General features: G+C 29.7%; 32 protein-coding genes and 2 other annotated features (1 of these 34 running past the window's edge). Of the genes, 10 read left to right on the forward strand and 22 right to left on the reverse strand.

Annotation, left to right across the window (positions count from 1 at the left end; translation table 11 throughout):
- Positions 1-84 precede the first annotated feature (84 nt).
- Positions 85-573, reverse strand: coding sequence for a pyridoxamine 5'-phosphate oxidase family protein (locus JMO20_RS19155; protein WP_202711366.1), 489 nt, complete (start codon positions 571-573; stop codon positions 85-87).
- Between the two features lie 181 nt (positions 574-754).
- Between JMO20_RS19155 and JMO20_RS19160 the strand changes: the two genes are divergently transcribed.
- Positions 755-1,708 (forward strand): Na/Pi cotransporter family protein, encoded by a 954-nt coding sequence (locus JMO20_RS19160; RefSeq protein WP_202711367.1) that lies wholly within the window; start codon positions 755-757, stop codon positions 1,706-1,708.
- A gap of 32 nt (positions 1,709-1,740) precedes the next feature.
- Here the strand turns inward: JMO20_RS19160 and JMO20_RS19165 are convergent, their stop codons facing one another.
- The gene (locus JMO20_RS19165) at positions 1,741-2,928 is read right to left on the reverse strand and encodes a polysaccharide deacetylase family protein (RefSeq protein WP_202711370.1); all 1,188 of its coding nucleotides are present in this window, start codon (positions 2,926-2,928) and stop codon (positions 1,741-1,743) included.
- A gap of 149 nt (positions 2,929-3,077) precedes the next feature.
- On the opposite strand from JMO20_RS19165, the gene JMO20_RS19170 reads away from it, so the two are divergent.
- The 3 genes from JMO20_RS19170 (at position 3,078) to JMO20_RS19180 (ending at position 4,365) form a co-directional block, all read left to right on the forward strand.
- Positions 3,078-3,266 (forward strand): hypothetical protein, encoded by a 189-nt coding sequence (locus JMO20_RS19170; protein WP_202711371.1) that lies wholly within the window; start codon positions 3,078-3,080, stop codon positions 3,264-3,266.
- Positions 3,267-3,525: 259 nt separating this feature from the next.
- Positions 3,526-3,729 carry an alpha/beta-type small acid-soluble spore protein gene (locus JMO20_RS19175; protein ID WP_202711373.1) on the forward strand — a complete coding sequence of 68 codons (204 nt, stop codon included), beginning with the start codon at positions 3,526-3,528 and terminating at the stop codon, positions 3,727-3,729.
- Between the two features lie 93 nt (positions 3,730-3,822).
- Complete coding sequence (locus JMO20_RS19180) at positions 3,823-4,365, forward strand: DUF4364 family protein (RefSeq protein WP_202711375.1); 543 nt, start codon at positions 3,823-3,825, stop codon at positions 4,363-4,365.
- 33 nt (positions 4,366-4,398) lie between these two features.
- Here the strand turns inward: JMO20_RS19180 and JMO20_RS19185 are convergent, their stop codons facing one another.
- The 6 genes from JMO20_RS19185 to pgsA all read right to left on the reverse strand — a co-directional run bounded on the left by JMO20_RS19185 (position 4,399) and on the right by pgsA (position 10,840).
- Positions 4,399-5,298, reverse strand: coding sequence for a YncE family protein (locus JMO20_RS19185; protein WP_202711377.1), 900 nt, complete (start codon positions 5,296-5,298; stop codon positions 4,399-4,401).
- A gap of 114 nt (positions 5,299-5,412) precedes the next feature.
- A complete protein-coding gene (locus JMO20_RS19190) occupies positions 5,413-5,652 on the reverse strand; it encodes a hypothetical protein (protein WP_202711379.1) in 240 nt (79 codons plus the stop codon).
- A gap of 54 nt (positions 5,653-5,706) precedes the next feature.
- Positions 5,707-7,002, reverse strand: a complete 1,296-nt coding sequence (locus JMO20_RS19195; RefSeq protein WP_202711381.1) for a bifunctional folylpolyglutamate synthase/dihydrofolate synthase — start codon at positions 7,000-7,002, stop codon at positions 5,707-5,709.
- Between the two features lie 97 nt (positions 7,003-7,099).
- Positions 7,100-9,748: a valine--tRNA ligase gene (locus JMO20_RS19200; protein WP_202711385.1), complete on the reverse strand. Its 2,649-nt coding sequence runs from the start codon at positions 9,746-9,748 to the stop codon at positions 7,100-7,102.
- A gap of 39 nt (positions 9,749-9,787) precedes the next feature.
- Positions 9,788-9,961: a hypothetical protein gene (locus tag JMO20_RS19205; protein WP_202711387.1), complete on the reverse strand. Its 174-nt coding sequence runs from the start codon at positions 9,959-9,961 to the stop codon at positions 9,788-9,790.
- A gap of 49 nt (positions 9,962-10,010) precedes the next feature.
- Positions 10,011-10,242 (reverse strand) — a binding site (T-box leader).
- 49 nt (positions 10,243-10,291) lie between these two features.
- Positions 10,292-10,840 carry a CDP-diacylglycerol--glycerol-3-phosphate 3-phosphatidyltransferase gene (pgsA, locus tag JMO20_RS19210; RefSeq protein ID WP_202711389.1) on the reverse strand — a complete coding sequence of 183 codons (549 nt, stop codon included), beginning with the start codon at positions 10,838-10,840 and terminating at the stop codon, positions 10,292-10,294.
- Between the two features lie 190 nt (positions 10,841-11,030).
- On the opposite strand from pgsA, the gene JMO20_RS19215 reads away from it, so the two are divergent.
- Positions 11,031-12,053, forward strand: a complete 1,023-nt coding sequence (locus tag JMO20_RS19215) for an ABC transporter substrate-binding protein (RefSeq protein ID WP_202711391.1) — start codon at positions 11,031-11,033, stop codon at positions 12,051-12,053.
- Between the two features lie 72 nt (positions 12,054-12,125).
- Here the strand turns inward: JMO20_RS19215 and JMO20_RS19220 are convergent, their stop codons facing one another.
- The 3 genes from JMO20_RS19220 to JMO20_RS19230 all read right to left on the reverse strand — a co-directional run bounded on the left by JMO20_RS19220 (position 12,126) and on the right by JMO20_RS19230 (position 13,101).
- Complete coding sequence (locus JMO20_RS19220) at positions 12,126-12,464, reverse strand: hypothetical protein (RefSeq protein ID WP_207753557.1); 339 nt, start codon at positions 12,462-12,464, stop codon at positions 12,126-12,128.
- A gap of 41 nt (positions 12,465-12,505) precedes the next feature.
- Positions 12,506-12,670, reverse strand: a complete 165-nt coding sequence (locus JMO20_RS20205; RefSeq protein WP_202711395.1) for a Spo0E family sporulation regulatory protein-aspartic acid phosphatase — start codon at positions 12,668-12,670, stop codon at positions 12,506-12,508.
- Between the two features lie 230 nt (positions 12,671-12,900).
- Complete coding sequence (locus tag JMO20_RS19230; RefSeq protein ID WP_202711397.1) at positions 12,901-13,101, reverse strand: helix-turn-helix transcriptional regulator; 201 nt, start codon at positions 13,099-13,101, stop codon at positions 12,901-12,903.
- A gap of 155 nt (positions 13,102-13,256) precedes the next feature.
- Here JMO20_RS19230 and JMO20_RS19235 point away from each other — a divergent pair, with 155 nt between their 5' ends.
- The gene (locus JMO20_RS19235) at positions 13,257-13,607 is read left to right on the forward strand and encodes a helix-turn-helix domain-containing protein (RefSeq protein ID WP_202711398.1); all 351 of its coding nucleotides are present in this window, start codon (positions 13,257-13,259) and stop codon (positions 13,605-13,607) included.
- A 266-nt stretch (positions 13,608-13,873) separates the two neighbouring features.
- Here JMO20_RS19235 and JMO20_RS19240 read toward each other — a convergent pair whose 3' ends face one another.
- The 6 genes from JMO20_RS19240 to JMO20_RS19265 form a co-directional block, all read right to left on the reverse strand.
- Positions 13,874-14,134, reverse strand: coding sequence for a TM2 domain-containing protein (locus tag JMO20_RS19240; protein ID WP_341534066.1), 261 nt, complete (start codon positions 14,132-14,134; stop codon positions 13,874-13,876).
- 232 nt (positions 14,135-14,366) lie between these two features.
- Positions 14,367-15,758, reverse strand: a complete 1,392-nt coding sequence (locus JMO20_RS19245) for an MATE family efflux transporter (protein WP_202711400.1) — start codon at positions 15,756-15,758, stop codon at positions 14,367-14,369.
- A gap of 25 nt (positions 15,759-15,783) precedes the next feature.
- On the reverse strand, positions 15,784-16,239 hold the full coding sequence (locus tag JMO20_RS19250; RefSeq protein WP_202711402.1) for a MarR family winged helix-turn-helix transcriptional regulator: 456 nt from the start codon (positions 16,237-16,239) through the stop codon (positions 15,784-15,786).
- 260 nt (positions 16,240-16,499) lie between these two features.
- Positions 16,500-17,018 (reverse strand): hypothetical protein, encoded by a 519-nt coding sequence (locus JMO20_RS19255; protein ID WP_202711404.1) that lies wholly within the window; start codon positions 17,016-17,018, stop codon positions 16,500-16,502.
- A 211-nt stretch (positions 17,019-17,229) separates the two neighbouring features.
- Entirely contained in the window at positions 17,230-17,694 is a 465-nt protein-coding gene (locus JMO20_RS19260; RefSeq protein ID WP_207753558.1) for a YcbK family protein, read from the reverse strand.
- A complete protein-coding gene (locus JMO20_RS19265) occupies positions 17,655-17,816 on the reverse strand; it encodes a hypothetical protein (RefSeq protein ID WP_202711406.1) in 162 nt (53 codons plus the stop codon). Before JMO20_RS19265 ends, JMO20_RS19260 begins: the two co-directional genes overlap by 40 nt.
- Before the next feature lie 178 nt (positions 17,817-17,994).
- Here JMO20_RS19265 and JMO20_RS19270 point away from each other — a divergent pair, with 178 nt between their 5' ends.
- The 3 genes from JMO20_RS19270 (at position 17,995) to JMO20_RS19280 (ending at position 19,030) form a co-directional block, all read left to right on the forward strand.
- Positions 17,995-18,207 (forward strand): helix-turn-helix domain-containing protein, encoded by a 213-nt coding sequence (locus JMO20_RS19270; protein WP_202711408.1) that lies wholly within the window; start codon positions 17,995-17,997, stop codon positions 18,205-18,207.
- A gap of 98 nt (positions 18,208-18,305) precedes the next feature.
- The gene (locus tag JMO20_RS19275) at positions 18,306-18,476 is read left to right on the forward strand and encodes a hypothetical protein (protein WP_202711410.1); all 171 of its coding nucleotides are present in this window, start codon (positions 18,306-18,308) and stop codon (positions 18,474-18,476) included.
- A gap of 215 nt (positions 18,477-18,691) precedes the next feature.
- The gene (locus JMO20_RS19280) at positions 18,692-19,030 is read left to right on the forward strand and encodes a DUF805 domain-containing protein (RefSeq protein WP_202711411.1); all 339 of its coding nucleotides are present in this window, start codon (positions 18,692-18,694) and stop codon (positions 19,028-19,030) included.
- 90 nt (positions 19,031-19,120) lie between these two features.
- Here JMO20_RS19280 and JMO20_RS19285 read toward each other — a convergent pair whose 3' ends face one another.
- Positions 19,121-19,522 carry a Fur family transcriptional regulator gene (locus JMO20_RS19285; RefSeq protein WP_202711413.1) on the reverse strand — a complete coding sequence of 134 codons (402 nt, stop codon included), beginning with the start codon at positions 19,520-19,522 and terminating at the stop codon, positions 19,121-19,123.
- A 269-nt stretch (positions 19,523-19,791) separates the two neighbouring features.
- Here JMO20_RS19285 and JMO20_RS19290 point away from each other — a divergent pair, with 269 nt between their 5' ends.
- Complete coding sequence (locus JMO20_RS19290; protein ID WP_202711415.1) at positions 19,792-20,226, forward strand: Dps family protein; 435 nt, start codon at positions 19,792-19,794, stop codon at positions 20,224-20,226.
- A gap of 366 nt (positions 20,227-20,592) precedes the next feature.
- Here JMO20_RS19290 and JMO20_RS19295 read toward each other — a convergent pair whose 3' ends face one another.
- The 4 genes from JMO20_RS19295 to trpS form a co-directional block, all read right to left on the reverse strand.
- The gene (locus JMO20_RS19295) at positions 20,593-21,849 is read right to left on the reverse strand and encodes an NAD(P)/FAD-dependent oxidoreductase (protein ID WP_202711417.1); all 1,257 of its coding nucleotides are present in this window, start codon (positions 21,847-21,849) and stop codon (positions 20,593-20,595) included.
- Between the two features lie 107 nt (positions 21,850-21,956).
- The gene (locus tag JMO20_RS19300; protein ID WP_341534067.1) at positions 21,957-22,793 is read right to left on the reverse strand and encodes a VanW family protein; all 837 of its coding nucleotides are present in this window, start codon (positions 22,791-22,793) and stop codon (positions 21,957-21,959) included.
- A gap of 37 nt (positions 22,794-22,830) precedes the next feature.
- Positions 22,831-23,145 carry a hypothetical protein gene (locus JMO20_RS19305; RefSeq protein WP_202711419.1) on the reverse strand — a complete coding sequence of 105 codons (315 nt, stop codon included), beginning with the start codon at positions 23,143-23,145 and terminating at the stop codon, positions 22,831-22,833.
- A 296-nt stretch (positions 23,146-23,441) separates the two neighbouring features.
- A complete protein-coding gene (gene trpS, locus JMO20_RS19310; RefSeq protein ID WP_202711421.1) occupies positions 23,442-24,446 on the reverse strand; it encodes a tryptophan--tRNA ligase in 1,005 nt (334 codons plus the stop codon).
- Positions 24,447-24,500: 54 nt separating this feature from the next.
- Positions 24,501-24,604: a binding site (T-box leader), on the reverse strand (it continues 105 nt past the right edge of the window).

The raw sequence follows: 24,604 nt of genomic DNA on the forward strand, positions 1-24,604 counted from the left end.
ATATAATTTATTCTTAAAAAAACTTATTATTACATAAAAAACCCTATCAAAGTGTTTATTCTAACTTATGATAGGGCCTATAGATTAATGAATACTTGGAGTTAAATCTTCGTGCACTAATACTTGATCATTTTTTAGTATCTGTTTTGTCCTATTACCGTCACCAATGGAATTAAGGTACACTATTTCTTCAGGTTTAATTTTAATTACTTTCAAAAGATGATTATCTAACAGATAGGGCTCTGGACTATAATTCTTAGCTTCACTTATAATATTACTATCTTCGTCACTAGTTTTTGCATTACCAAAAATCTGTACTCCTTTTATTTGTCTATGATTAATAAACTCTGTATTAACTAATAGACAAACATTAGGATTTTCTCTTATTGCATCAAATTTTGATCCACCAGCTGAAATAATGTATAAGCTCATATCCTCTCCAACAAAGTATTCCACTGGACTAGTTCTAGGCTTGTTGTTAAATGTAGTGGCCAATGACGCTTGACGATGTTCTTGTAAAAAAGAGCTGACAATACCTTTTAATTCTTGAGCTTGCATTTTATTATTTTCCATATTTTCACTCCTTAAAAATATATCTTTCCAATTCTTATTTTTTTATTTTTTCAAAAAAACTATTCATCTTTACTGTTTTTATCTTTTATCTAAGTTTTTTTACTTATAGATAAGGTTATTAAATCATATACATATTGTGTGATTTATTAAATTTATTTTATTAAATTATTGGAGGAGCTTTATGATTAATAATCCTTTATCAAACTATTTCATTTCTTTTTTTGGCATAGTTATTGGACTAACAGTTTTTTTAATCGGAACTAAACTCTTATCTACTACATTTAGAACATCTGTCTCTTTTAGATTAAAAGCCCTATTGCAAAAAACTACTTCAAATAAATTACTTGGAGTATTAATAGGGATTGTAGCCACTGGACTTCTTCAAAGTAGTAGTGCTACAACTATTATAGTCATAAGTTTAGTACATAGCGGTCTAATCACCTTATATGGTGCTGTTCCTATAATAATGGGTGCAAATATAGGTACCACCATAACTGCCCAATTGGTTGCCTTTAACTTTGGAGAATCCTCTCCTTATTTAATAGCTTTAATCATATTTTTCCTTTTTATTTTTAAAGCAAAAAATAATAAATTTGCAATTAATATTCTATTAGGACTTACATTAATATTTTTAGGTATTGAATTTATCTCTATTTCAATATCCTCTTTTAAAACTGTACAATTTTTCACAAGATTAATAGTTAATATTGAAGATAATAGAATAATCTCAATCTTCCTTGGTTGTATAATCACAGCAACTATTCAAAGTAGTAGCACTGGTATTGCAATTTTACAAATTATGGCTTCCAAAGGTATCATTTCTGTTTCTAGTGCTCTCCCAATAATGCTAGGACAAAATATAGGTACATGTGCAAATACCTTAGTTGGAAGTATCGCTACAAATAAAGTTGGAAAGCAGGCAGCATTAATCCATATCATATTTAATGTCATCGGTGTTATTGTTTTCTTTTTCGCCTTAGATTGGTTATATAACATAGTTAAATTAATATCTCCAAATAATCCAGGAAGACAGATAGCTAACGCCCATACATTATTTAATATTACTTCTACTTTTCTATTACTTCCATTTTCATCAGTATTAGTTACAATATCAAAAAAAATAATAAGGGATTAGATCTTAGTCTAATCCCTTAAGATATTTATATTTTATTCAACTTCATAAATGTAAAGCTCATTATCATCAATCTTCTCTTTATCAACTTTGCCTTCATATTTCTTAGGTACTGTTACAATATTAGAATCTCCATCACTTATAAATCTTCTCTCTGGATATCTATCAAAGACATCTAACCAATTATACATACCTACATTATCTACATTCATCTCACTAGCTCTAACTCTGTGTATTGCTAGAGGATTGAACTTCACATCTATAGGTGATACCGATGGATCCCATCCTACGTTTAATATGGCAATATTTTTATATTTATGTCCATCATACTCTCCCTGCTCAAGTAAATATTCCAAGTCATCATCAGGTCTTGCTCCATAAGCTAAAGCATATGTGTTTACTTTATAATCATCTAAAAAGCTTTCCAAAAAGTTTGCTTGCTCGCCAATGTATTTTTGCATTTTAGATGGATCACTCACTTCGGACATATTATTGTGTCCCGTAGTGTGATTTCCTACATCATAGCCATTTTCAACTAACCAATTTAGTTTATATCCTATTAATTCCTCTTGTCTGAATGGATTAAATCCATTTACAAAGAAAGTAGCAGTCATATTAAAATCAGGATGCTTTTCTTTAAAAGCTTCCATAACACCTACAGCACAATTTGGGTCAATAACCTTTTCTCCGTCTTGTTCAATGATATTAAATCCATTTTGCAACCCATCATCAATAGTGAAAACAACTGGAGTATATCCAGCTTCTACTTCAATATCATTATTCACAAAATCTGTTAAACTAATGGCTCTATATCCTTTCTCATACAGGACCTCTAAATCTCTCATAAGATTTTCAGGAGTTCTCACCCAAGTATCTTCCTTTTTATCCACACCATGATACATTAATACCATAATTTGTCCAGCTTCGTTAGGTTTTAAAGATAAATCAATTAATTCTTTAGGATCTTTTTTTACTTCTTCGTCTTCATCTTCATCATTAGCATTTTCTTCTTGATTTTTGTTTTCATCATTCGAGTCTGTTTTGTCTTCATCCTCATTGTCATCTTTTACATTATCTTGGTCATCTTGAGTTTCATCGTTGGTATTATCATTATTAATATTGTCTTGGTCATTAGCCTGTCCATTATTTGTATTTCCCGTACATCCTACCAACAAGGATATTAATAAAACAGCTATTACCATTACTTTAGATATTTTTCTCAAAATATCCCTCCTCACTTGTATATCTCTATTATATGTGAAAAATAAAATGTTTTCTACACTATTTTGAAGTTAATTTTTAACAGCATTATTAAATTTAACTTTGGTTAAAATATTAATGAGCTCCTTGAAATAAAAGTGAGGTGAAACTTATGTCAATGAGAAAAAGCACCTTCACCAATATTAAAGGTAAGCAAAAGGAATATTCAGCTATGACAATTACTAATGATGAAAGACATTATCATAGAGAAGCAAAATCACAGAAAGCTCAATTGGAAAGTGTTCATAAACATGGAACCAGAGGAGATGTAAAGATTCCAATCAAGCATAAATTAACTTAAGAAGGGCATAAGCCCTTCTTATATTTATAGTAGAGAAATTCATATGTCTGATAATTAAATCTAATTTTGTATCGACTTTAAGAATTCAAGTTCCCAAATTATTATAAAAATTTCCTAAATTATTAATTATATACTAATCTAGAATTTAATATACTTTTCAGCTTTTTTTACTAGCATATATTTTTCAAAAAAGGTTAAATTAATAGTACAACATCAATAAAGATGTTGAAAAATTAATCTATTGTTAGGAGGGAATTCAATGGCTAGAAATAATAGAGTTGTAGTTCCTGAAGCCAGGGCAGCATTAAATCAAATGAAAGCAGAAATAGCAAGTGAGTTAGGTTTAAGTAACTATGAAGCTACTGATAAAGGTAACTTAACTTCAAGACAAAATGGTTATGTTGGCGGTTATATGGTAAAAAGATTAATCGAGCAAGCTGAAAGGTCAATGTCAGGTAAATAATAATATAATAAACATAAAAAAAGAGAAGTGGGTTATCCCACTTCTCTTTTTTTATGTTATAATTTAAATAGACTGTTTTTAAAGGGTGATTTTATGTTCTTAGAAGATACAAATGAGTTAGCACAACATAAACTTTTACTATTATACTTACTAAATAAAATTGATATACCAATGAATAATGCTGAGATAACACAATTTGTATTGGAACACAATTATATGAATTACTTTTTGACTCAACAATATCTTAGCGAGTTGGTAGATGCTAATTTTATTCATGTTATAACAGTTAAAAACAAAAAATGTTATAAGCTAACTGATATAGGCAAAGAAACTTTAGAGTATTTTAATAATAGAATTCCAAAAAAACTTAAAAAAGAAATTGATGAAAAATATGAGAAAAAAAAGCAGACCTTAATCAAGGAAGCTCAAATTATCGGTAATTACTATAAGAAAAATGATTCTCAATACATAGTAAGCTTGAAAGTTATAGAGAATGAAATTACACTTTTTGATCTATCCCTTAATGTGGTTTCTAATAAACAAGCCAAGCTTATATGTGAAAATTGGAAAAAAAGTCCCGATAAGATTTATAAAAAGTTTATGGATTATTTAACTGATGAATATAAACATGAATAGGCCCATGATATCTTTCTGATATCACGGGTTTATTTAGTATACTAGTAATCCACTAGGCTCTTTCCCTGTTTTTATCGTCTTAATTATTTCCCTCTTTGTGACATCAAATACATGTAAACAATCAGACTGTACATTAGTAATATAGATGTACTTATTATTAAATAATAAATTATTAGGCATTCCGCCAATATAATACTTTTCAGAAGGTTTATCTTTATCCATATCAATCTTATACATATACCCATCATCAATATTACTAGTATAGATAACACTGTTTTGTTCTATTATCACCATATCATTTATTACTCCATTAATTTCTATACAATGTTCTATAATTCCCATCTGTAAATCTATAATTATAATTTTACTATTTATCATCCCATTATTTAATGGACAAAGAACATAGGCCTTCTCCTTCCCTAAAAACATATGCAATGGTTTAAAAGGTAATTTTATCGCATTTATGCTATTTGTATATATATCTAAAACATCTATAGTGTAATTATTACTATTGGCTACATAAACTTTCTTTGTTTTCTTATCCACCTTTATATCATGGGGTTTTTCTCCAACAGGAATATTTTCTATCAGTTCAAAATTTACTCTATCAATTACTGATATAGAGTTAGAATCACTATTTGTCACTAATAGATAATTATCTAAAATATCAATATGACTAGGATAACATCCAACTAATAATATGTCTTCAATAGTTTTTTTATAAATATTTATTTTATATATACTATTATCATAGGAATTTGTAGTATAAAAGATGTTTTTATTCTCTTCTTGTATGATTTGATGGGGCCCTAAGTAAGGTTTACCCTCACAAAGAAAAAAGTTTTGGCATCTAAAATTATCGTTCATTTCAAGAATTGTAATAGAATCACTTCCTGTATTAACAATTCCAAGTTTATCTTTAACAATAGCCAATACTATCACCTCCATCAGATTCTGTTATTATCTATATATCAGTTTATGCAAGTAATAGAGTTTAAGTGAAAAAAAGATGCTGAACAAATCAGCATCTTTTATAATCAATGTATCTTATTCTATAAATAATCTTCTAGCAAGGCGTTCCTTATCTATCTTAACATTTCTTCTCTTAGCCTCTTTTATTAAGCTATTTACTTGAATAAATAAGCTAATATAATTTTGATTATTACTTAGCTCTCCATCCTTTAAGTTATTCTGAAGGTATCTAAGTTTTTCCATTGTCGTTCTAATTTCATCTATCAGCTCACCATCCGTAACCTTTTTATAAGGATCAAACTTTATAATATTCATAAAATACCTCCTATTGATATATAATTAGTTTATTCAATAAGAGGAAAATAATAACTATTTATTTTTTACATACTTTCTGACATCGCCAATCAAATAAAGGGAACCACCAAAAACAATTAAATCATCTTCTTCTGCAATTTCAAAAGCTCTATCTATAGCTTTTGAAACATCTGGCTCTATAATATAGCTTTCATTATGAAGTGCTACCTTCTTAGCTAATTCATCTGCCTTAAGAGCCCTAAATATAGTTGGTTCTGTCACAATAACAGTGTCAGCAATTCCTACCAACTCACCAATCATATTATCTACATCTTTATCTCCTAGCATTCCTGTCCCTATAATTAGCTTATTATAGTTAAATAACTCTTTTATAGATTTTTTTAGAGATTGTATTCCCTGTAGATTATGTCCTCCATCAATTAAAAAAGTTGGCTTCCTTTTTAGAATCTCTAATCTACCCATCCATCTTGTATTCTTTATACCTTCTCTTATTTGCTCATCACTTATATCAACAAGTTGCCTATCTCTTAGGGCAAATACTGTAGTTAATGCAGTGGATGCGTTATATATCTGATAATAACCAAGCAAGTTAATATGTAGATTTTTATATGTTTTATTATTATAAGAAAAATCGAATTTACTTCCAAATTCACTCATCTCTTGTATCTCTATACTATGTGTAGGTACAATAATAAGTTGAGAATTCTTGTCCTTAATAACTCCCTCTACAACCTTCATAGCTTCATCTTCTTGAGGATGGGCAATAACTAAGCTATCATCCTTGATAATTCCTGACTTCTCCCATGCAATCTTACCTAAAGTATCTCCAAGATATTCAACATGATCCATAGCTATTGGCGTTATAACAGAAGCTATAGGATTGTTTATGACATTTGTAGAATCATATCTTCCACCTAATCCAACTTCTAAAACAACATAATCTACATTCAATTCATAATAATACTGAAAAGCTATTGCAGTAACTATTTCAAACTCAGTTGGATGATTAAAGCCAACATCCACCATCTTTTCTACCATAGTCTTTACCTTAACAGTAATTCTTGCAAGCTCATCATTTGGAATATTCTCTTCATTAATTCGTATTCTTTCATTAAATTTCTCAAGGTATGGTGATGTAAAAAGACCTACACTATAACCCGCTTCTTTAAGCATACTAGTAATAAATGAACAGGTTGAACCCTTTCCATTTGTACCAGCAACATGTATAATCTTAAGCTTTTCTTGAGGGTTGTCCATCAATCTTAACAGTTCAGTAATATTCTCAAGTCCTAATTTACTTCCAAACTTTTTTGTACTATGAATATATTCAAGTGCTTCATTATAATTCATTCTATCACTCCTGATATTAGTTTCATTCCTCTATATTTTAACCTTATTTATAGAATAAAACAAGATAGGAGGTAAAATTCACCTCCTATCAATAAATTTATTTAGACTTTAGACTTTCAAGTCTTTCTGTTACCTTATCCATCATCTCTTGATATTTAACTTTCTTTTCTTTTTCTGCATTTACTACTTTTTCAGGAGCCTTATCAACAAATCCTTTATTAGAAAGCTTACCATTTACTCTCTTTAGCTCTCCTTCTAGCTTATCTTTTTCCTTCTCTAATCTCTCTATTTCCTTTTCAATATCTACTAATTCATCTAGTGGAAGATATATCTCACAATTTGTAATAACTGCTGACATAGCATCTTCACCTATGCCTTCCTTATTATCTCTAATCTCTACAGTAGAAGCTGATGCTAGATTAGTGAAGTATTCAGAGCCTATTTCTAGAATCTCTTTCACATTTTCATTAGTAGTTACAAATATCACTTTTGCCTTCTTAGAAGGTATAACATTCATTTCAGCTCTAATGTTTCTAATATTCTTAACTGCTTCCATCACAAAATCAATGGCCTTCTCAGATTTATTAAAATTATTATCTGTAGTATATTCTGGCCAATCAGCAACTATTAAACTTCCTTCTGCTTCAGGAAGGTGCTGCCAAATCTCTTCAGTAATATATGGCATAAATGGATGTAATAGCTTTAAGATATTCTTTAGTACTGTTAATAGTACATATCTAGCTACATCTTTATCTTCTTGGTCTTCACCATATAATCTTGCCTTAACCATTTCAATATACCAGTCACAATATTCATTCCAAGTAAAGTCATATATCTTTTGAGCAGCCAAACCTAATTCATATTTTCCTAGGTTATCAGTCACTTCTTTAATTACATTATTGGATCTAGAAATAATCCATTTATCCTCTTCCTTAAATCCTTTTTTAGCTTTTTCTTTACTAATAGTCTCATCTTCAAGATTCATAATTACAAATCTAGTTGCATTCCATAGCTTATTAGCGAAATTTCTACTAGATTCAACTTTTTCAATATGGAATCTCATATCATTTCCAGGAGTGTTACCAGTGATAAGCATAAATCTCAATGCATCGGATCCATATTGGTCGATAATTTCAAGTGGGTCAATACCATTTCCTATCGATTTACTCATTTTTCTTCCTTGAGAATCCCTTACTAATCCAGTCATAAATACATCATCAAATGGTACTTCTCCCATATGTTCGATTCCTGAGAATACCATCCTTACTACCCAGAAGAAAATAATATCATACCCTGTTACTAATACATCTGTTGGATAGAAATATTCTAATTCCTCAGTGTTTTCTGGCCAACCCAATGTTGAGAAAGGCCACAATGCTGATGAGAACCAAGTATCTAATGTATCAGGATCTTGATATAAATTTGTACTATTACATTTGCTACATTTATTAGGTTTTTCTTTAGATACAATAATTTCATCACAATCTTGACAGTAATAAACAGGTAATCTATGTCCCCACCAAAGTTGTCTTGAAATACACCAATCTCTTATATTCTCTAACCAATTTAAATATATTTTACCAAATCTTTCAGGAACAAAATTCAGCTTGCCTTCTTTAAGCGCTTGTATTGCAGGTTCTGCTAAAGGCTTCATTTCAACAAACCATTGTTTTGAAATTATTGGTTCAATAATAGTTCCACATCTTTCACAATGTCCCACATTATGATCATGCTCCTCTATTTCAACTAAAAATCCTTGTTCTTCTAAATCCTTGATAATTTGTTTCCTAGCTTCATACCTTTCTAAGCCTTCATATTTACCACCTTTATTATTTATAGTAGCATCATCATTCATAATTCTTAACTGCTCTAAATCATGTCTTAATCCTATTTCAAAGTCATTTGGATCATGGGCAGGTGTAATCTTAACAGCTCCTGTACCAAACTCCATATCTACATAATCATCAGCTATAATAGGTATTTCTCTATCTACTAAGGGTAAAACTAAAGTCTTACCAACTAAATTTTTATAACTTTCATCTTCAGGATTTACTGCAACTGCAACGTCTCCCAGCATAGTTTCAGGTCTAGTTGTTGCTATAACAATATATTCATCACTATCCTTAACAGGATATCTTATATGCCATAGATTTCCTTTGGATTCCTCATGCTCAACTTCAGCATCGGATAAAGCCGTTCCACAATCTGGACACCAGTTGATAATTCTATTCCCTCTATAAATTAATCCTTTTTCATGTAGCTTAATGAAAACTTCCTCAACTGCATCACTAAGTCCTTCATCTAGGGTAAATCTTTCTTTACTCCAATCACATGATACACCAAGCTTTCTAAGCTGGTTAGTAATATTAGCATGATATTCGTCTGTCCATGCCCAAGCCTCTTTTAAGAATCCTTCTCTCCCTAAATCTTCTTTAGTTTTTCCTTCCTCAGCAATTTTCCCAACAACCTTCGCCTCAGTGGAAATACTAGCATGGTCTGTTCCTGGTAACCATAGAGCTTCATATCCTTGCATTCTCTTCCACCTTATTAAAATATCTTGAATACTATGATTTAATGCATGACCCATATGAAGGTTACCTGTAACATTTGGAGGAGGCATCATAATTGTATATGGCTCCTTCTCTTTGTTAACATCTGCTTTGAAATATCCATTATCATCCCAAAACTTATATAGTCTTTCTTCGAAATCCTTGGGATTATAAGTTTTTGCCAAATTTCTTTCCATACTATCCCTTCCTTTCTTGAACATCTCTTATTTTGTCATTTAGCTCTTACCATACATCATAATTAAAGCACCTAGAACTGAACCTAATAACCCAGAGCTTTTAACTAATAATAGTACTTTTAAACTCTTAATCTTCTCTTTTCTATATAGTTTGTCAGTTCCTAAGACCATAAATCCACTTATGATAAAAATAATTGCTCCTAAAGTGAACACTTTATCACTTCCTTTATAATAAGCTAAAATAAAAAAACCTCCATCCTAAACAAAGGACGAAGGTTTTAATTCGCGGTACCACCTTATTTCTGAATATCTATAAATAACATAGATACTCAACTCTTAATTAGATAACGGCTAATCCGTTCAAACTTACTAATTGTTTCAGTTTGAAAGCTCCAGAGCTACCTTCGGCAAACATTGCTTTATGAAGTATCTCAGCCTGTGTACTTCACTCTCTATAAAGATATTTGCTTACTCCTCTCCTTCAAAGCTAATATAAATATATTATTGTTACAATAGTTTATTATATATTAAATCATAAGTTCCTTATTTGTCAACACATTTATTATTATTTCCCATGCTTACATTTTTAAAACCAATTAAATAATTTACAAAGGCTGATAAGGTTAATACGATAGTAATAATAATCAAACTATAACTTACAATGTGATTAAGTTCAAAAGCAAATGCTAATATGGCAATATAAAAGGATATAGTAGCGATTTTTCCAAATTTATTTGCAGGAATAACCGTTTTATCCTTTCCATAAAACAAAAATAATCCCCCTGTAATCATAAGTAGCTCTTTTATACCAATAACAACAATTACCCACACCGATAAGTATTTAGCTATAGTAAAACATATAAGTACAGTAATCTGCATTAGCTTATCTGCTAGTGGATCAAGCACTGTCCCCCATTTAGTTACTAAATTATATTTTCGTGCTATGTACCCATCTAAAACATCAGTAATTCCAGCTAGAGCAAATACATAGGTTGCGTAAAGTATATTATTGTCCATGGAAGAAAAAAAGATACTGATAAATACAGGAATTAACAAGAGTCTTATAACTGTTAGGATATTAGGTATATTCATATTTCACCTCTTAATTTTATTCTGTTCTTTTGTTTTCATATATCTTTCCCCTCTTCCATTAAATTCTACACTTATAATTAAATTCCTGCAATATTTTTCTATTATCTCATGTTTCTCTTTTGTAACCAAAATTGATGCAGTGAATATAATAAAACATACGTGATTTTCTATTTATTTGAGGGGGGATATAATGTCAAAGTTTAGAGTAATTTCATTACTTCTAGCTTTTATTCTTATAACAGCCATAGTACTTACAGGATGCCAGAATGATGAGCTAGAAAATATTAAACTAGTTGAAGTAACACATTCAGTGTTTTATGCACCACAATATGTAGCCATTACTAACGGTTTCTTTGAAGAAGAAGGGTTGGATATTGAGTTAATAAATGGTCAAGGGGCCGATAAGTCAATGACTGCTCTATTAAGTGGTCAAGCTGACATAGGTTTTATGGGCCCAGAGGCTTCTGTTTATGTTTACAATCAAGATAAAGAAGACTATGCAGTAAACTTTGCTCAATTAACTCAAAAGGATGGTTCGTTCTTAGTTGGTAGAGAAGATGATCCTAATTTTACTTTTGATAAACTTAAGGGTAAAACAGTTATCGGTGGTCGTGTTGGCGGTATGCCAGAAATGACATTGGAATATGTACTTAGAGAGAATGGATTAGAGCCTGGTGAAGACGTAAATGTTCGTACAGATATTCAATTTGCAGTAATGGCTGGAGCTTTTACTGGTGGCGAAGGTGACTATGTAACATTATTTGAGCCAGTTGCAACAACTATGGAAAAAGAAAACAAAGGATATATAGTAGCATCTATAGGTGCAGAAGGTGGTTATATTCCTTATACTTGTTACTCTGCTACAAGAAGTTATATAGATGAAAATCCTGATATAATTCAAGGATTCACTAATGCAGTATATAAAGGAATGCTTTGGGTTCAATCTCATAGTGCAGATGATGTTGCAGAAGCATTGCAAGAGCATTTCCCAGATACAGACAAAGACATACTTGTTGAGCTAGTAAATAGATATAAATCCCAAGATACTTGGAGACCAGACCCTGTATTAACTGAGGATGGATTAACTCATATGTTTGAAATAATGGAAGGCGCTGGACAGCTAGATAAAAGGGCTCCTTACGAAAAGGTAGTTACTACTAAATTTGCTGAAAAAGCTATTGAGAATGTGACTTTGGAGATTAAAGTTAATTAAAAATATAAAAAGTGATGTTAAACTAAATAAATAGTAAACAACAAATAAGGAGGGGTATTCCCTCCTTTAGCCTTATCTTCTATCTTGGATCACTCCATTTGAATATAAATGCTGAATCAGTTCATTAGGTTTAATACCTTCGACTACTACTTTTTGGTATAAGAGTCTGGTCAAATTTTCATTTTTATATTTTCTAAAAAGGTCCTTAGTTAACTCATTAGATAGGTCTTTATCCATAGAACTAGATAATAGTAGTTCTATGGATTTCTTAAGCTGATCTTTCTCTTCTAAGTATTTATCCTCTCTCTGATTACTACAAAATGGGTCTATCTCCATTAGCAGCTCTCCTCTCCTTGACATAACTGATATATAGATTTCTTTTGCTATAACTCTTTTCTTATTAATACTCACTTTAATGCAAATACTCATTCCGTATCATTATTTATAGTCCATTACTTAGATAGACTTAAAAGTTTCTTTTTTTGTTCCTTTACTATATAATTATCTAATTCTTTACTCTTCTTTACTACTTCCCGAGATATTAAACCTTTATTTTTCTCAATAGCTTCGTTTAGCTCTAATTTTAGTTTATGAATAATATCTGAAATCGTTCTCACCTCTTAATCAAATTAAAAGACTTTCCTAATTTGCAAAGAATTTTTATATCTTCATTATTAGCTTTTATCTTAGAATATATTTTGAATTTTAGGGTTTACATAAATGAACTCATATACTACTCAGATTTTATACTAGGTTTTCTTGAGTTGAATTTCCTTCTTTCCAAAATCTAATGATAATACATTTTCATAGATCATTTAACATTTATTATTAATATATTCACGTACCATTATGTCGCATCATTATCTAAAAAAATATCGTCATCAACATAATTAAAAAACTTCTTTATTTTTATAGCTAACTTTAGTGAAGGATTTCTTTCCCCATTTTCTATCCTTCCATAATGAGCTCTTGAAATTTTAATTCTTTCAGCTACTTCTTCTTGTGTTAAGTTTCTTGCTTTTCTCAGTTCAATCAATTTGTTTCTCATTTCATTCCCCCCTCTTAGCCACCTATTGGTACTACTATTATAATATAGTACCAATTCGACACATGTCAACCTTTTCCATAATAATATTCTACATTTTGGTACATGTTATAGGAATTTGCGTCTTATTGACGTATAATTTAAAAGAGGTGAATTATATGACTTTTGGTAGTAAGTTAAAAGAACTAAGAATAGAAAAGAATATGACACAAGCTCAATTAGCAAAGATAATAAAAGTTGCCAGAGCTACTATTGGTAGATATGAAGCTGATGAGCGTTTTCCAGATCAAGAGACTCTTAAAAAATTGGCTAGTTATTTTGATGTCACTATTGATTACCTTCTAGATAGAACTAATATGAAAAACTATAATAATATAGCCGAAACTCAAGGATATTATAATCTCAACATTGAGGGATTATCTAAAGAAGATATTAGAAAAATTGAAGAGTACATAGAGTTTATTAAAAGTAAGTCTAGTTCTGATGATAGTTTCAAGAAAGATAAATAGTATTTTACATCTCAGCAATGTTTTTGACATCAATTCAAAAGCTTTATTCTTCTGTAAGAAATTATCTCATCAAAAACATTAAATAATATTTTCACTACAAAAGAATTTTATTATGAACACATTATCTCATTGGTATAAAAAATTGATACCATATTATAATATATGCTATTAAATATAAGTCACAATATGAATTTCATTCACTGAAAAAAAAGAGCCAATTATATACAATAATCAACTCTTCCCCTAAGAAATGCTTTTAAATTATACTACTCCCAATGCTTAATTACTCTTCCATACTGATCTTTAAAAGAACCACAAACAATAATAATAAAATCTATTAGTGCTCCTAATCCAAAGACTCCACCAGTCAGTAGCCATAATATTCCTGTGCCAATCTTACCTACATAAAATCTATGAATTCCTAAAATTCCTAAGAAAAAACATAACAACGTTGCAACTAATCGGCTTTTCTCTGATATCATACTAGCATTTACGTTAACATTTACATTCACAGTATTTCGTTCCACAAAAGCTCCCCCCTTTATATAATTGCCTTACAGTAAATAATTATATTGCATTTCTCTTTCACTGTCTATACTTTCATATTAATACTCTATTACGCTCTTCTCCTAAAGTGCATGTCTAAAGATGTAAGTTTGAAAAATATCTAACTTATAGCATTCTTTATTCAGTTACTGGCTAATTAGTAATGAAAACAAAAAAAGAAGGGATTTCTCCCCTCTTTCTTTACTAGACATTCTAGGCTTCTGCTTCCTTCAATTTATTATTCTTAACAAGAGTCTTGCTTTTCCATCTACCTGTTGCGTAATAAACTTGACTCATTAGTAATGATAGTACAGAACTAATTGCTATAGCCATCCATATCCCATTTGATCCTAATGAATCCATTGAAGATAGATATTTAGCCAATGGTACACGAATTACCCATAAAGAAACAATTGAAAACACCATAGTAGGGAACGTATCTCCTGCCCCTCTTAATATCCCATTTGTGATAAACATTAAGGCAAATGGCACATAGGTAATCCCAACTATTCTTAATATACTGCTTCCTATTTCTAAAACTTGAGCATCGTCTGTAAATAGTTTAAGAACTAATGTTGGCGCTACAATAACAAAAATTGTTGTTATTCCTGTTATAACAGTCGCTGAAACATTACCCCATTTATATATTTCTTTTATATTTTCACTTTTATTTGCTCCAATGCTTTGTCCAGTTAAGGTTGATACTGCTAACCCTAAAGACATTGCTGGCATATAAGCAAATTGATTCAATCTAGATGCTGCTCCATAGGCCGCTATTGTATCTGCTCCAAAGGAGTTTATGATACTTGTTAAAACTACCATTCCAAGAGATGTAACTACTTGCTGAATTCCAGCAGGTAATCCAATTTTTATTGTTTGTAATGTTAATTCTTTATCGAATTTTAAATTTTTCAGTTTAAGGCTAATTACGTGATTTTGTTTATCTAAATGCCTTAAAGCAAGCATAAAAGAAATTCCTTGGGAAATTAACGTTGCTACAGCTGCACCTCTAATACCCATTTGTGGAAATGGTCCTATTCCTATGATAAGGAAAGGATCCAGAATAAGATTAAGTACTGTAGTTACTATCAGAAATCTTAAAGGTGTTTTTGAGTCACCTAGTCCTCTAAGTATTGAACTGATTACATTATATCCAAACATAAAAATTAAACCAAAGAAAAATATATTTAAATATTGTGTAGAGTACTCTAAAATCTCTGGTGGTGTGTTCATTAATAATAGTATCTTTTCACTAAAAATCAAACCAATTATAGTTACTACGATTGCAGCACTACCTAATAGCAGTAACGAATTATTAACTGTTTTTAATACCATATCTTCATTCTTTGCTCCTGCATATTGTGATACTAATACTGTAGTAGCCATAGTAATTCCCATAACCAATGAAATTAAAATCATAATTATCGGAAAGCTTACGGAAACTGCTCCCAAAGCATCTGAACCAATAAATCTTCCAACCCATATACTATCTACTGTGTTATATAGTACTTGTAATATATTCCCCAATAAGAGTGGAATAGAAAAGGAAATTAGATTTTTTAAAATACTTCCTTCTGTTAAATCTTTGCTATATTGTTTACTCATTCCCTATCATCTCCTTTTTTAATGATTAGTAGTCTTTTTCTGCATTGTTTGCCATAAAATTTTCTAGTTTGATAAGGCTGTTTTTTATTTCTTCCAGTTCATTATGGTTTAAACCAGTTAATAAATCGCTAAAAATTTTTCTACTTGCATTTTTAGATTCATTCATGGCTTTTATACCATATTCAGATAAAAGTATAAGCTTATTCCTTCTATCCTCTGGATCTTCTTTTCTTAAAACATATCCTTCTTCAACTAACTTATTTATTGTCAAACAAATTGAACTTTTAGATAGATTCAATTGATTTCCTAATGTCGTAAGGTTTATATTACGATGCTTCTCAATAGTCTTCATTATGAATATTTGGTGCATAGTCAACTCTTTTTTATCAAACTCCTTTATCATTACATGCCTTGCTCGCATGTTAATTCTTTTTAGTAAATCTTGGATTTGTCCTGAAATATTGACATCCCTCTTATCCATTGTGGGCCTCCTCAAGAATTTGTTTTATGTTAAAACGATTTTACTATAGAACAGTTTTATTATAAAACTAATTTATGATTTTGTCAACTTATAAATAAAAAGAAAATATCCTAAAATATTCTAGAATATCCTCTCTAACTCTTGATATTTAAACTTATTATTAATTTAAGCTTCCAAAGTAATTTCTCATATATATTATCAATAAAAAAACCTGGATTTCTCCAGGTCTTCTTATTCTACACTTCTTAGTGATTGATATATTAGTTTATTGTATATTCACGTGGTCCATTTGCATACCAAGCCCAGAAAAAATCTCCCCATAACTTTATTTTTCTAAATTCAAATTCTTGGCTAATTGTAACTGTATCACCTGGGTCCATCTCATCTAATAAATCATTATAGTATTCATAATCATCATCAATATCGCTATATATTCTTTGAACTCCTATAGCTCTATCAAGTAATAATAAAGCAGAAAGTATTAATATCTTATCTCCAGCAGAACTTACAACTTGAGTAGGCATTGCCTTTGCTACTAGTCCTATAATAGTGCCTGAATCAGTAACACCACCATCTATAGCATCAGCTATATCACTTCTACAACCTTTTAAGTCTAATTTTATTTCTTTTACTTGGTTATAAGTATAAGTGTTTGAAATAGTTTCAATATCCCCTTCATCTGCCCAATCTGGTAATTCCTCATAAGTAATAGCAAATGATGGAACCATGCTACCAAAAATTAACGCGAAAATGATAAGTAAAGAAAATACTTTTTTCATGTCACTTCCTCCTTTAGTTTAGTTAATAGTCTTAGAGCGCTCTTGAGTAAATATATTTATCTCGTAAATATATTATCATTATTTTGTTAAAAAGTAAACAATTATTTTTTAATTATTTACAAAAATGTAAACTCTTCCAAATTTCACATTTTTCCATTACAACTGTGTAAATAACTTAAAAGACTAAGGTTTCCCTTAGCCTTTAATAATACTATTCTTCACTTTTAGTTCTATAGTCCCAAAAATAGTAGCCATATTCATTAGGATATGCATAATATCCACAGTCTAAATGAATATGGGTATCATAGATTCCTATGCCTTTAAATCCACATTCAACTGCTATCTGTATCAACTCATCATCAGTTTTATCTAAATTATTCTTGCTTATATCTGCTGCTTGCCCTAATAAGTGTTTACTTTTCTCATATCCTCCTATTGCTTCATTGTATTCTGGTGTTCTATATCCACTATTAACATAGCATGGCTTATTAAGCTTATCCCTAAATCTCTGCAATAAATCTACTAATTTAGGATCCAGCATCACAACTGGATTATCAGAATTGCTTTGAAACTCTTTTAGATTGAAATTTTTAGATAACTGAAAATCGTTTATATCACTTCCTCTCTCATAATTTATTACTTTTTTTCTTTTACTAATCTGTAAAGCATAGTCCAAATTTCTTCTCTAGTAATGGTAGCTTTTGGCCTAGTTCCATCACTTATATTATTCTCAACCATCCAATCATGAGCTTCCTTTGCCCATTCTGATACTTCATTTTCCTTCTTGATTTTGCCCATTTTAAGCCCTCCCTTCATGATGTCTATTTCCAATTATAAATATTTACGTTCCTATAAAAATAATATGCAAAACATAAATTATAGGTACAATTGTAAAATCTATCTTATTTAATTTAATTTTTCCATTATTGTTGAATCGTCAGTTCTTATTTAATATAATTAAGGTGAGGTGTTTTTTATGTTTTTCTATTTAAGAAATAAAAATAAAACTATAAAAGAGCTTCGTAAAAATAGAAGCTATACTGCTAAACAACTTGCTGAGAGATTAAGAATGAATCAAAACCTAATTTTAAGAGTTGATGATACAAAGTTAAAAAACGTACCAGAACCTCTTAAATCTAAACTGCTCCCCGCTTTAAAAGATGATAATTTAGATAATTATCCTTGGTAAACTTAACAATATTAAATGTATATATATGTTAATTGCAGTATGCTATACTGTAAGTTATATAATTATTGGATTGACTAACTAAAAAGGAGAATTTGATTATGGAATATCTTCGATTAGCTGTCGGAATGTTAATAATGATATTCATATTTATGTTTATTATTAGAATATTTATGAAAATTGCAAATCATATTGGTGAAACCTTAGGTATAGGTAAGTTTATTATTGGATTATATGAAAGAGTAAGTGGTAATGATATTTTAAGTAAATAAACAGAAAAATTATAAGAACACTCCTTAATGGTTTTAATTTTAAAATATGGAGTGTTTTATTTTATTGTTTATTCCTTTTTTATTTGTGTAAGTCAGCCTTAAATGTAAAAAGTGATATAAGCTAGATTGAAATTTAAAAATATTTACAAATGTATTCCCATGATTATACATAATATGGTATAATATACAGGTACTTCTTTTAAGGTGGTGATGTTATGAATATTAGTAAATTTTTCAAACCTGATGGTCGTATTAATCGTGCTAAATACTTCTTTATACCCTTAATCTCATGGGCTATAATCACAGTTCTTTATTTGCTTTGGAACTTGATAGACAGTAGTATAATACCATTTCTCATAATATTGTCTACTTTAGGCAAGGTGTATATTGATATATGTATTACAATTCAGCGATTACATGATATTGGCCGACCTGGAGAACATATTTTATTACTCTTTATTCCCCTTTATAACATTTATATAGCTCTAATCTTACTTTTTGAAAAGGGACTTCCTGCCCCTAATGAGTATGGAAAGGCTCCATTAGAAATCTAGAGATATAAGTATATAATTAAAATAAAAAGAAAAAACAGGTAGGATAATTCCTACCTGTTTTTTGCCTTATTTAACTTTTTCCCCAAGAAGTTAAAGGCAGTTTTTACACTTACCTTTAAAATATAAATGCCTTTCATCAACCTCAAATTCTTTTAAAATATCTTTTCTAATCAGTATATCATCAATGGCAAAATCATAGACTTCTCCACATACTTCACATTTAAAATGACCATGTAAATTCGTATCTGCATCATATCTTGTTTCATTCTCTTCAATAGTAATAATAGTAACTATCTTCTTCTCCATAAATAATTTAAATGTGTTATATATCGTTGTCTTAGAAAGAGTAGGTATATCTTTAACCAAATCATTATAAACTTTATCTACTGTAGGATGGTTTTTATTTTTTACTAAGTATTCATATATCTTAATTCTTTGTAATGAAGGTTTTATTCCATTGCTCTTTAAGTATTCACTTATATTATTTTTCATAATTTGTCGGATAAGTTCTCCTTCATCTCCTTAATTTTATTATTGGATTTTACAATTGTTTTAAATTTGTAACGATTACAATTCAATAATATAATGTTTTATCTTTTTTGTCAAGTTTAATTTTACCATATTATATTGCTTTCTTTTCCTTTAGAATATTGAAATCTACTTACCTAAAAAAATTCTTTATAAATTTGTTTAATATAAAATAGCATGGGTAATATAAAGAACAGATGAATAAAATTAATTTTTAAGAGGAGGTTTTTTAAATGAACGATTATACTAATTTAAACGTATATTTATCAAATTTAGCTGTTCTAAATACTAAACTGCATAATTTACACTGGAATGTTAAAGGAAAACATTTCATTCAAATTCATGAATTTACTGAATCACTATATAATGATTTCTTTGAAAAATATGACGATGTAGCTGAATTACTAAAAATGAGAGATGAAAAACCATTAGTTAAGCTTTCAGATTACCTAGAAAATGCATCTATTAAAGAGTTAGATAAAGAAGAATTCTCAAGTGATGAGGTTCTTCAAATTCTACAAGATGATTTGAAAATAATGAAAGACTTAGCAACTGAAATTAGAAATGCTGCAGACGAAGTTGACGACTTTGAAGTAGTTGGTGAGTTTGAAGATCATGTATCAGGTTATAGCAAGAATCTTTGGTTTATTAAATCAATGCTTGCATAATATTAGTGCTAAAATCAATTAAATATTAGATAAATTATAAAATCAGGAGATGAATCATCTCCTGATTTTATTGATTGAGGCATTTTCACCTATATTAAATTTATAAATATGTAACTCCTTTATTTATGTTTTTTAAATCTAGTTAATTCTTTCATATATCTTTAAACATACTATAATCAATAAGTCTTTATGATATAATTAATGTATAAATATGGTAGAGGCAATATTGATGAAAATAAGTATTTTGAGTAGAATATTATCATTTATAGCTCCACTTTTTCTATTTATTTCAGGATATCTGTTGATATCCTTGGCAGTATATTTATGCTTTTAGATGTTTGAATCAAAACAAGAAGGAGTAACCCTCTATTCTCCTGTATTGATTTTTGCACCTGGTCTATGAAACCTAAATAGCTTTAAGTCATTTGATTCTTTCCCTAAATATAACTCCCTTAAAAGTTGACCACCAAGCACTGCATATAATATCCCATTAGCTCCATATCCCAAATTAAAATAACAATTCTCCATTCTCTCATATTCTCCTATGTAAGGAAGTCCATCGGTTGTAACTCCAAAAATTCCATTAAATCTAAAGTCAATATTATATTTAGGTATATTAGGAAACAAATATTTTATCCTCTTAATTAGATTATTATACTTTTCAATGGCTTGAGGACTATCCTCAGATAAATTTGCTATTTTACTTTTTCTTTTCATAATCTGTATATCTTCTCCACCAATAATCAATCTATTATCTAAAGTAGGTCTGACATAATAATATGGAGAGTTAGTATCTCTTATAATACATTGATTATACCATCCTTTTATTTTTTCTAAGGGACTAGTGGCTATTGTAAAGGTTCTATAGAATTTTACTATCTCTTCATTGAAATAATTAACTGCTTCAAAGCCTGTTGTTATAATTGCTTTACTAGCCTTTATACTAAAATCATTCTTTGTTTTTATAATTACACCTTTGCTATCACTTTTTATCTGTGCTACCTCAGTGTTTTCATAAACCTTTAATCCCATAGCAATAGATCTCTTAATTAATTCATGGGTGAATTTATATGGGTCTATTTCTGCTGAACCCTTTCTAGAATATATGCCTGCTTCTAATGGAAAATCAAATCTTTCAGCACCCTTTTCTTTATCTATAAATTCAACATCAAAGTCATATTTTTCCCTAAGGTCGTATTCATCCTTCAATGAATCTACTTCCCCTCTATTTTCTGAATAATACAGACAATCTCTAAATGCAAATCTACAATCATCATTTAAGTCTTCAACCATTCTCTGAATGTCATAGACGGCTTTATGACATAACTTAAAGCTTTTAGCAGCATTATCCTCTCCGATCATAGTTTTCAATCCAATTAGATTAGTATCTATCTCATATTGGAGTATAGAAGTAGATGCACTGGTGCTACCAAAGCCTATAATGTTTTTATCAACCAAAACTGTATTAATCCCTGCTGATGTAAAATAATAGGCTGTAATTGCTCCTGTAATACCACCACCTATAATTACTACATCACAGCTTAAGTCTTCACTTAAATATAAATATTTTTCAGGGATATTGTTTATTTCTGTCCAAATCATATTACCTGATACTAGTTTCATTATGTACCTCCATATACAAAATTAATAACTACAGAAATATTTTCCCCTTGAAATTTGTTGCTATTCAATAAAAAAACATAAAAAAGAACTCGATATTTCACCGAGTTTTATTTTGCAGTACTTTCGTCTTCTTTTTTAGATTTATTTATCTGACTTAATAATGGCTGATACATCATTATAGCATGATTCTCAGTTATATATTCATCATCGATTTCTTCTCCATAATAGTCATATGTTTTTCTATGGATAACATTATTTCTTATATATCCTCCCCAATACTCATGGGTAATCCAATGCTTTTTCTCATAGACCTCATATTTTCTAGTTGAAATATTATCTGATCGCCATTCTCCAACTAAATAATCATCAGTTAGGTAAACAAATAATTGATATGTATCTTCAGTATTATTAAATATTTGAAGATCTCTATAGTTGTATACACATGTAGCTCCACTTCCAAAGGGCTGCTTCCTATTTACATCAGGAAAAACATCAAAGCTATGTCTATACCTTTCTGTCACTGTTAAAGGTGTGTGAAGTGTCATCCAGTAGATTAGATTTGAGAGCTGACATAAACCTCCACCATATCTAGCTATAAATGTTCCATAGAATAAGTTCATTCCTTTAACATAACCCTTACTCTTTGTGGGATTTCCAATCAATTTCCAATAGGAAAGAGTCTCCCCTGGTTTTATAATAATACCATTCAATTTTTTAGTAGCAATTTTTAGATTCTTAACTTTATTGTGCTGTAGCCACATATCAACATTCTTTAACTTCCTTAACAAAGGTGTTCTATGGGTGGCTATAACATTTTCAAGTGGTGAATCTCCTAGTTCCTTAGCATATTTTTTATCTCCAAAAAACCATTCAATATAACGCATTAATCTATAATATCTTATTCCTAGAAATATCCTTAGCTTTGATCTTTTCTTTGGCTTCACAAAAATACTCCCCCTTGTAAGTCTTAAAACTATCTAGCTATTTTCCTGACACTTTGTATGTATATTGTCCAATAGCTTCTTCGAAAATAGTCTTTACTTTCCATATTCCTGGCATAGGATCTTTTACAGTAATCTTTTCTGTGTATTCATCCTTTCTGATTATAGTATTATTAAAATAGACTATTCCATTTGGGTCAAGTATCACAACTGTGATTTTACCCTTATCTGCTTTAACATCGAAATCCATAATAAGTTTCTTATATTCTTTTTTTACTGTGTAATCTTTTATTTTAGTGTCATTCCTTGGCTCAGTGAAGCTTCCATGACTTTGACTACTAAAACCATTAAACATACAACCACTTATCAAAGCTCCAATTACTAATATTAGAATAATATAAGCTTCTTTTCTTATTTAGCTCCCCCATTTTCATTATCATATTGTCTAGTAACACTCTTACATTATATAATAAAAATATTCAATTTCCAATATTTAAGAGTGTTTTATATCCATAATTTAACAATATTTTTTTCTTAGATAAGATTCATTAAAGGATTCTAAAACTTATTATTTATAAAACATTTTTATATGATAATAAAATGAGGAAATTGCATATTATAAGCCCATACAATTTCCTCATATATTTAATCCTATTTAAATTTTCTAGGTATAAAACCAACCTTTTTGTATACCTTTCTTAGAGTTTTTCTAGCAACTCTTTCAGCTGCATTAGCTCCATTCATATATACATCTTCGAGATAGTCCTTATTATTCATTAACCTTTCAAATTCGTCTCTAATTGGCTGTAACCCTTCATTAACAACTTCTGCTACATCACTCTTAAATTTTCCATATCCAACACCTTCATATTTTGCTTCTATACTCTCAACACTTTCTCCAGTCATCTTTGAATATATAGTTATTAGATTTTTAATACCTGGTTGATCATCAGAGTATCTAACTTTGTTTAAAGAATCAGTAACAGCTCTTTTAATTTTCTTTTCAGTTGCTTTGGGGCTATCAATTAGCAAAATATAGTCATTTTCATTATCTCCCGATTTAGACATTTTACTAGTCGGGTCCTGTAATCCCATTATTCTTGATCCAACCTTTGAAGTATAGATTTCTGGAACAACAAAAGTTGGACTATACCTATTGTTAAACCTTTCTGCTAAGTCCCTAGCAAGCTCTAAATGCTGTTTTTGATCATCTCCCACTGGAACTAAGTCCGCTTGATAAAGTAAAATATCAGAAGCCATTAATACAGGATAAGTAAATAGCCCTGCATTTAAATTATCTGCATTATCTTTAGATTTCTCTTTAAATTGGGTCATTCTATTTAATTGTCCCATGTAAGACATGGAATTTAATACCCAAGTCAATTCGGCATGGGCACTAACATGGGATTGAATAAACATAGTATTTTTCTCTGGGTCAATACCTGCTGCTATATATTGTGCCAAAATTTCTAAAGTTCTTTTTCTAAGATCCTTCGGTTCTTGATGAACAGTTATGGCATGCATATCAACTACACAATAATAACAATCATACTCATCTTGAAGGTCAACCCAATTTTTTATTGCCCCTAAATAATTCCCTAAAGTTAAATCGCCTGATGGTTTAACTCCACTAAAAATAACTTTTTTATCACTCATAATGTGACCTCCTTTAATAATTTTTTTATATATAAAAAAGCCCTTCATCTCTAAAATAGAGACGAAAGACTTAACTTCCGTGGTACCACTCTGATTGGTTTAAAACCCACTCTATCCCTTAACGAAGGATTGCCGTAATATCCTACTAAAATTCAGAT

The organism is Sporosalibacterium faouarense, from assembly GCF_016765695.1.
GTDB lineage: Bacteria > Bacillota > Clostridia > Tissierellales > VENL01 > Sporosalibacterium > Sporosalibacterium faouarense.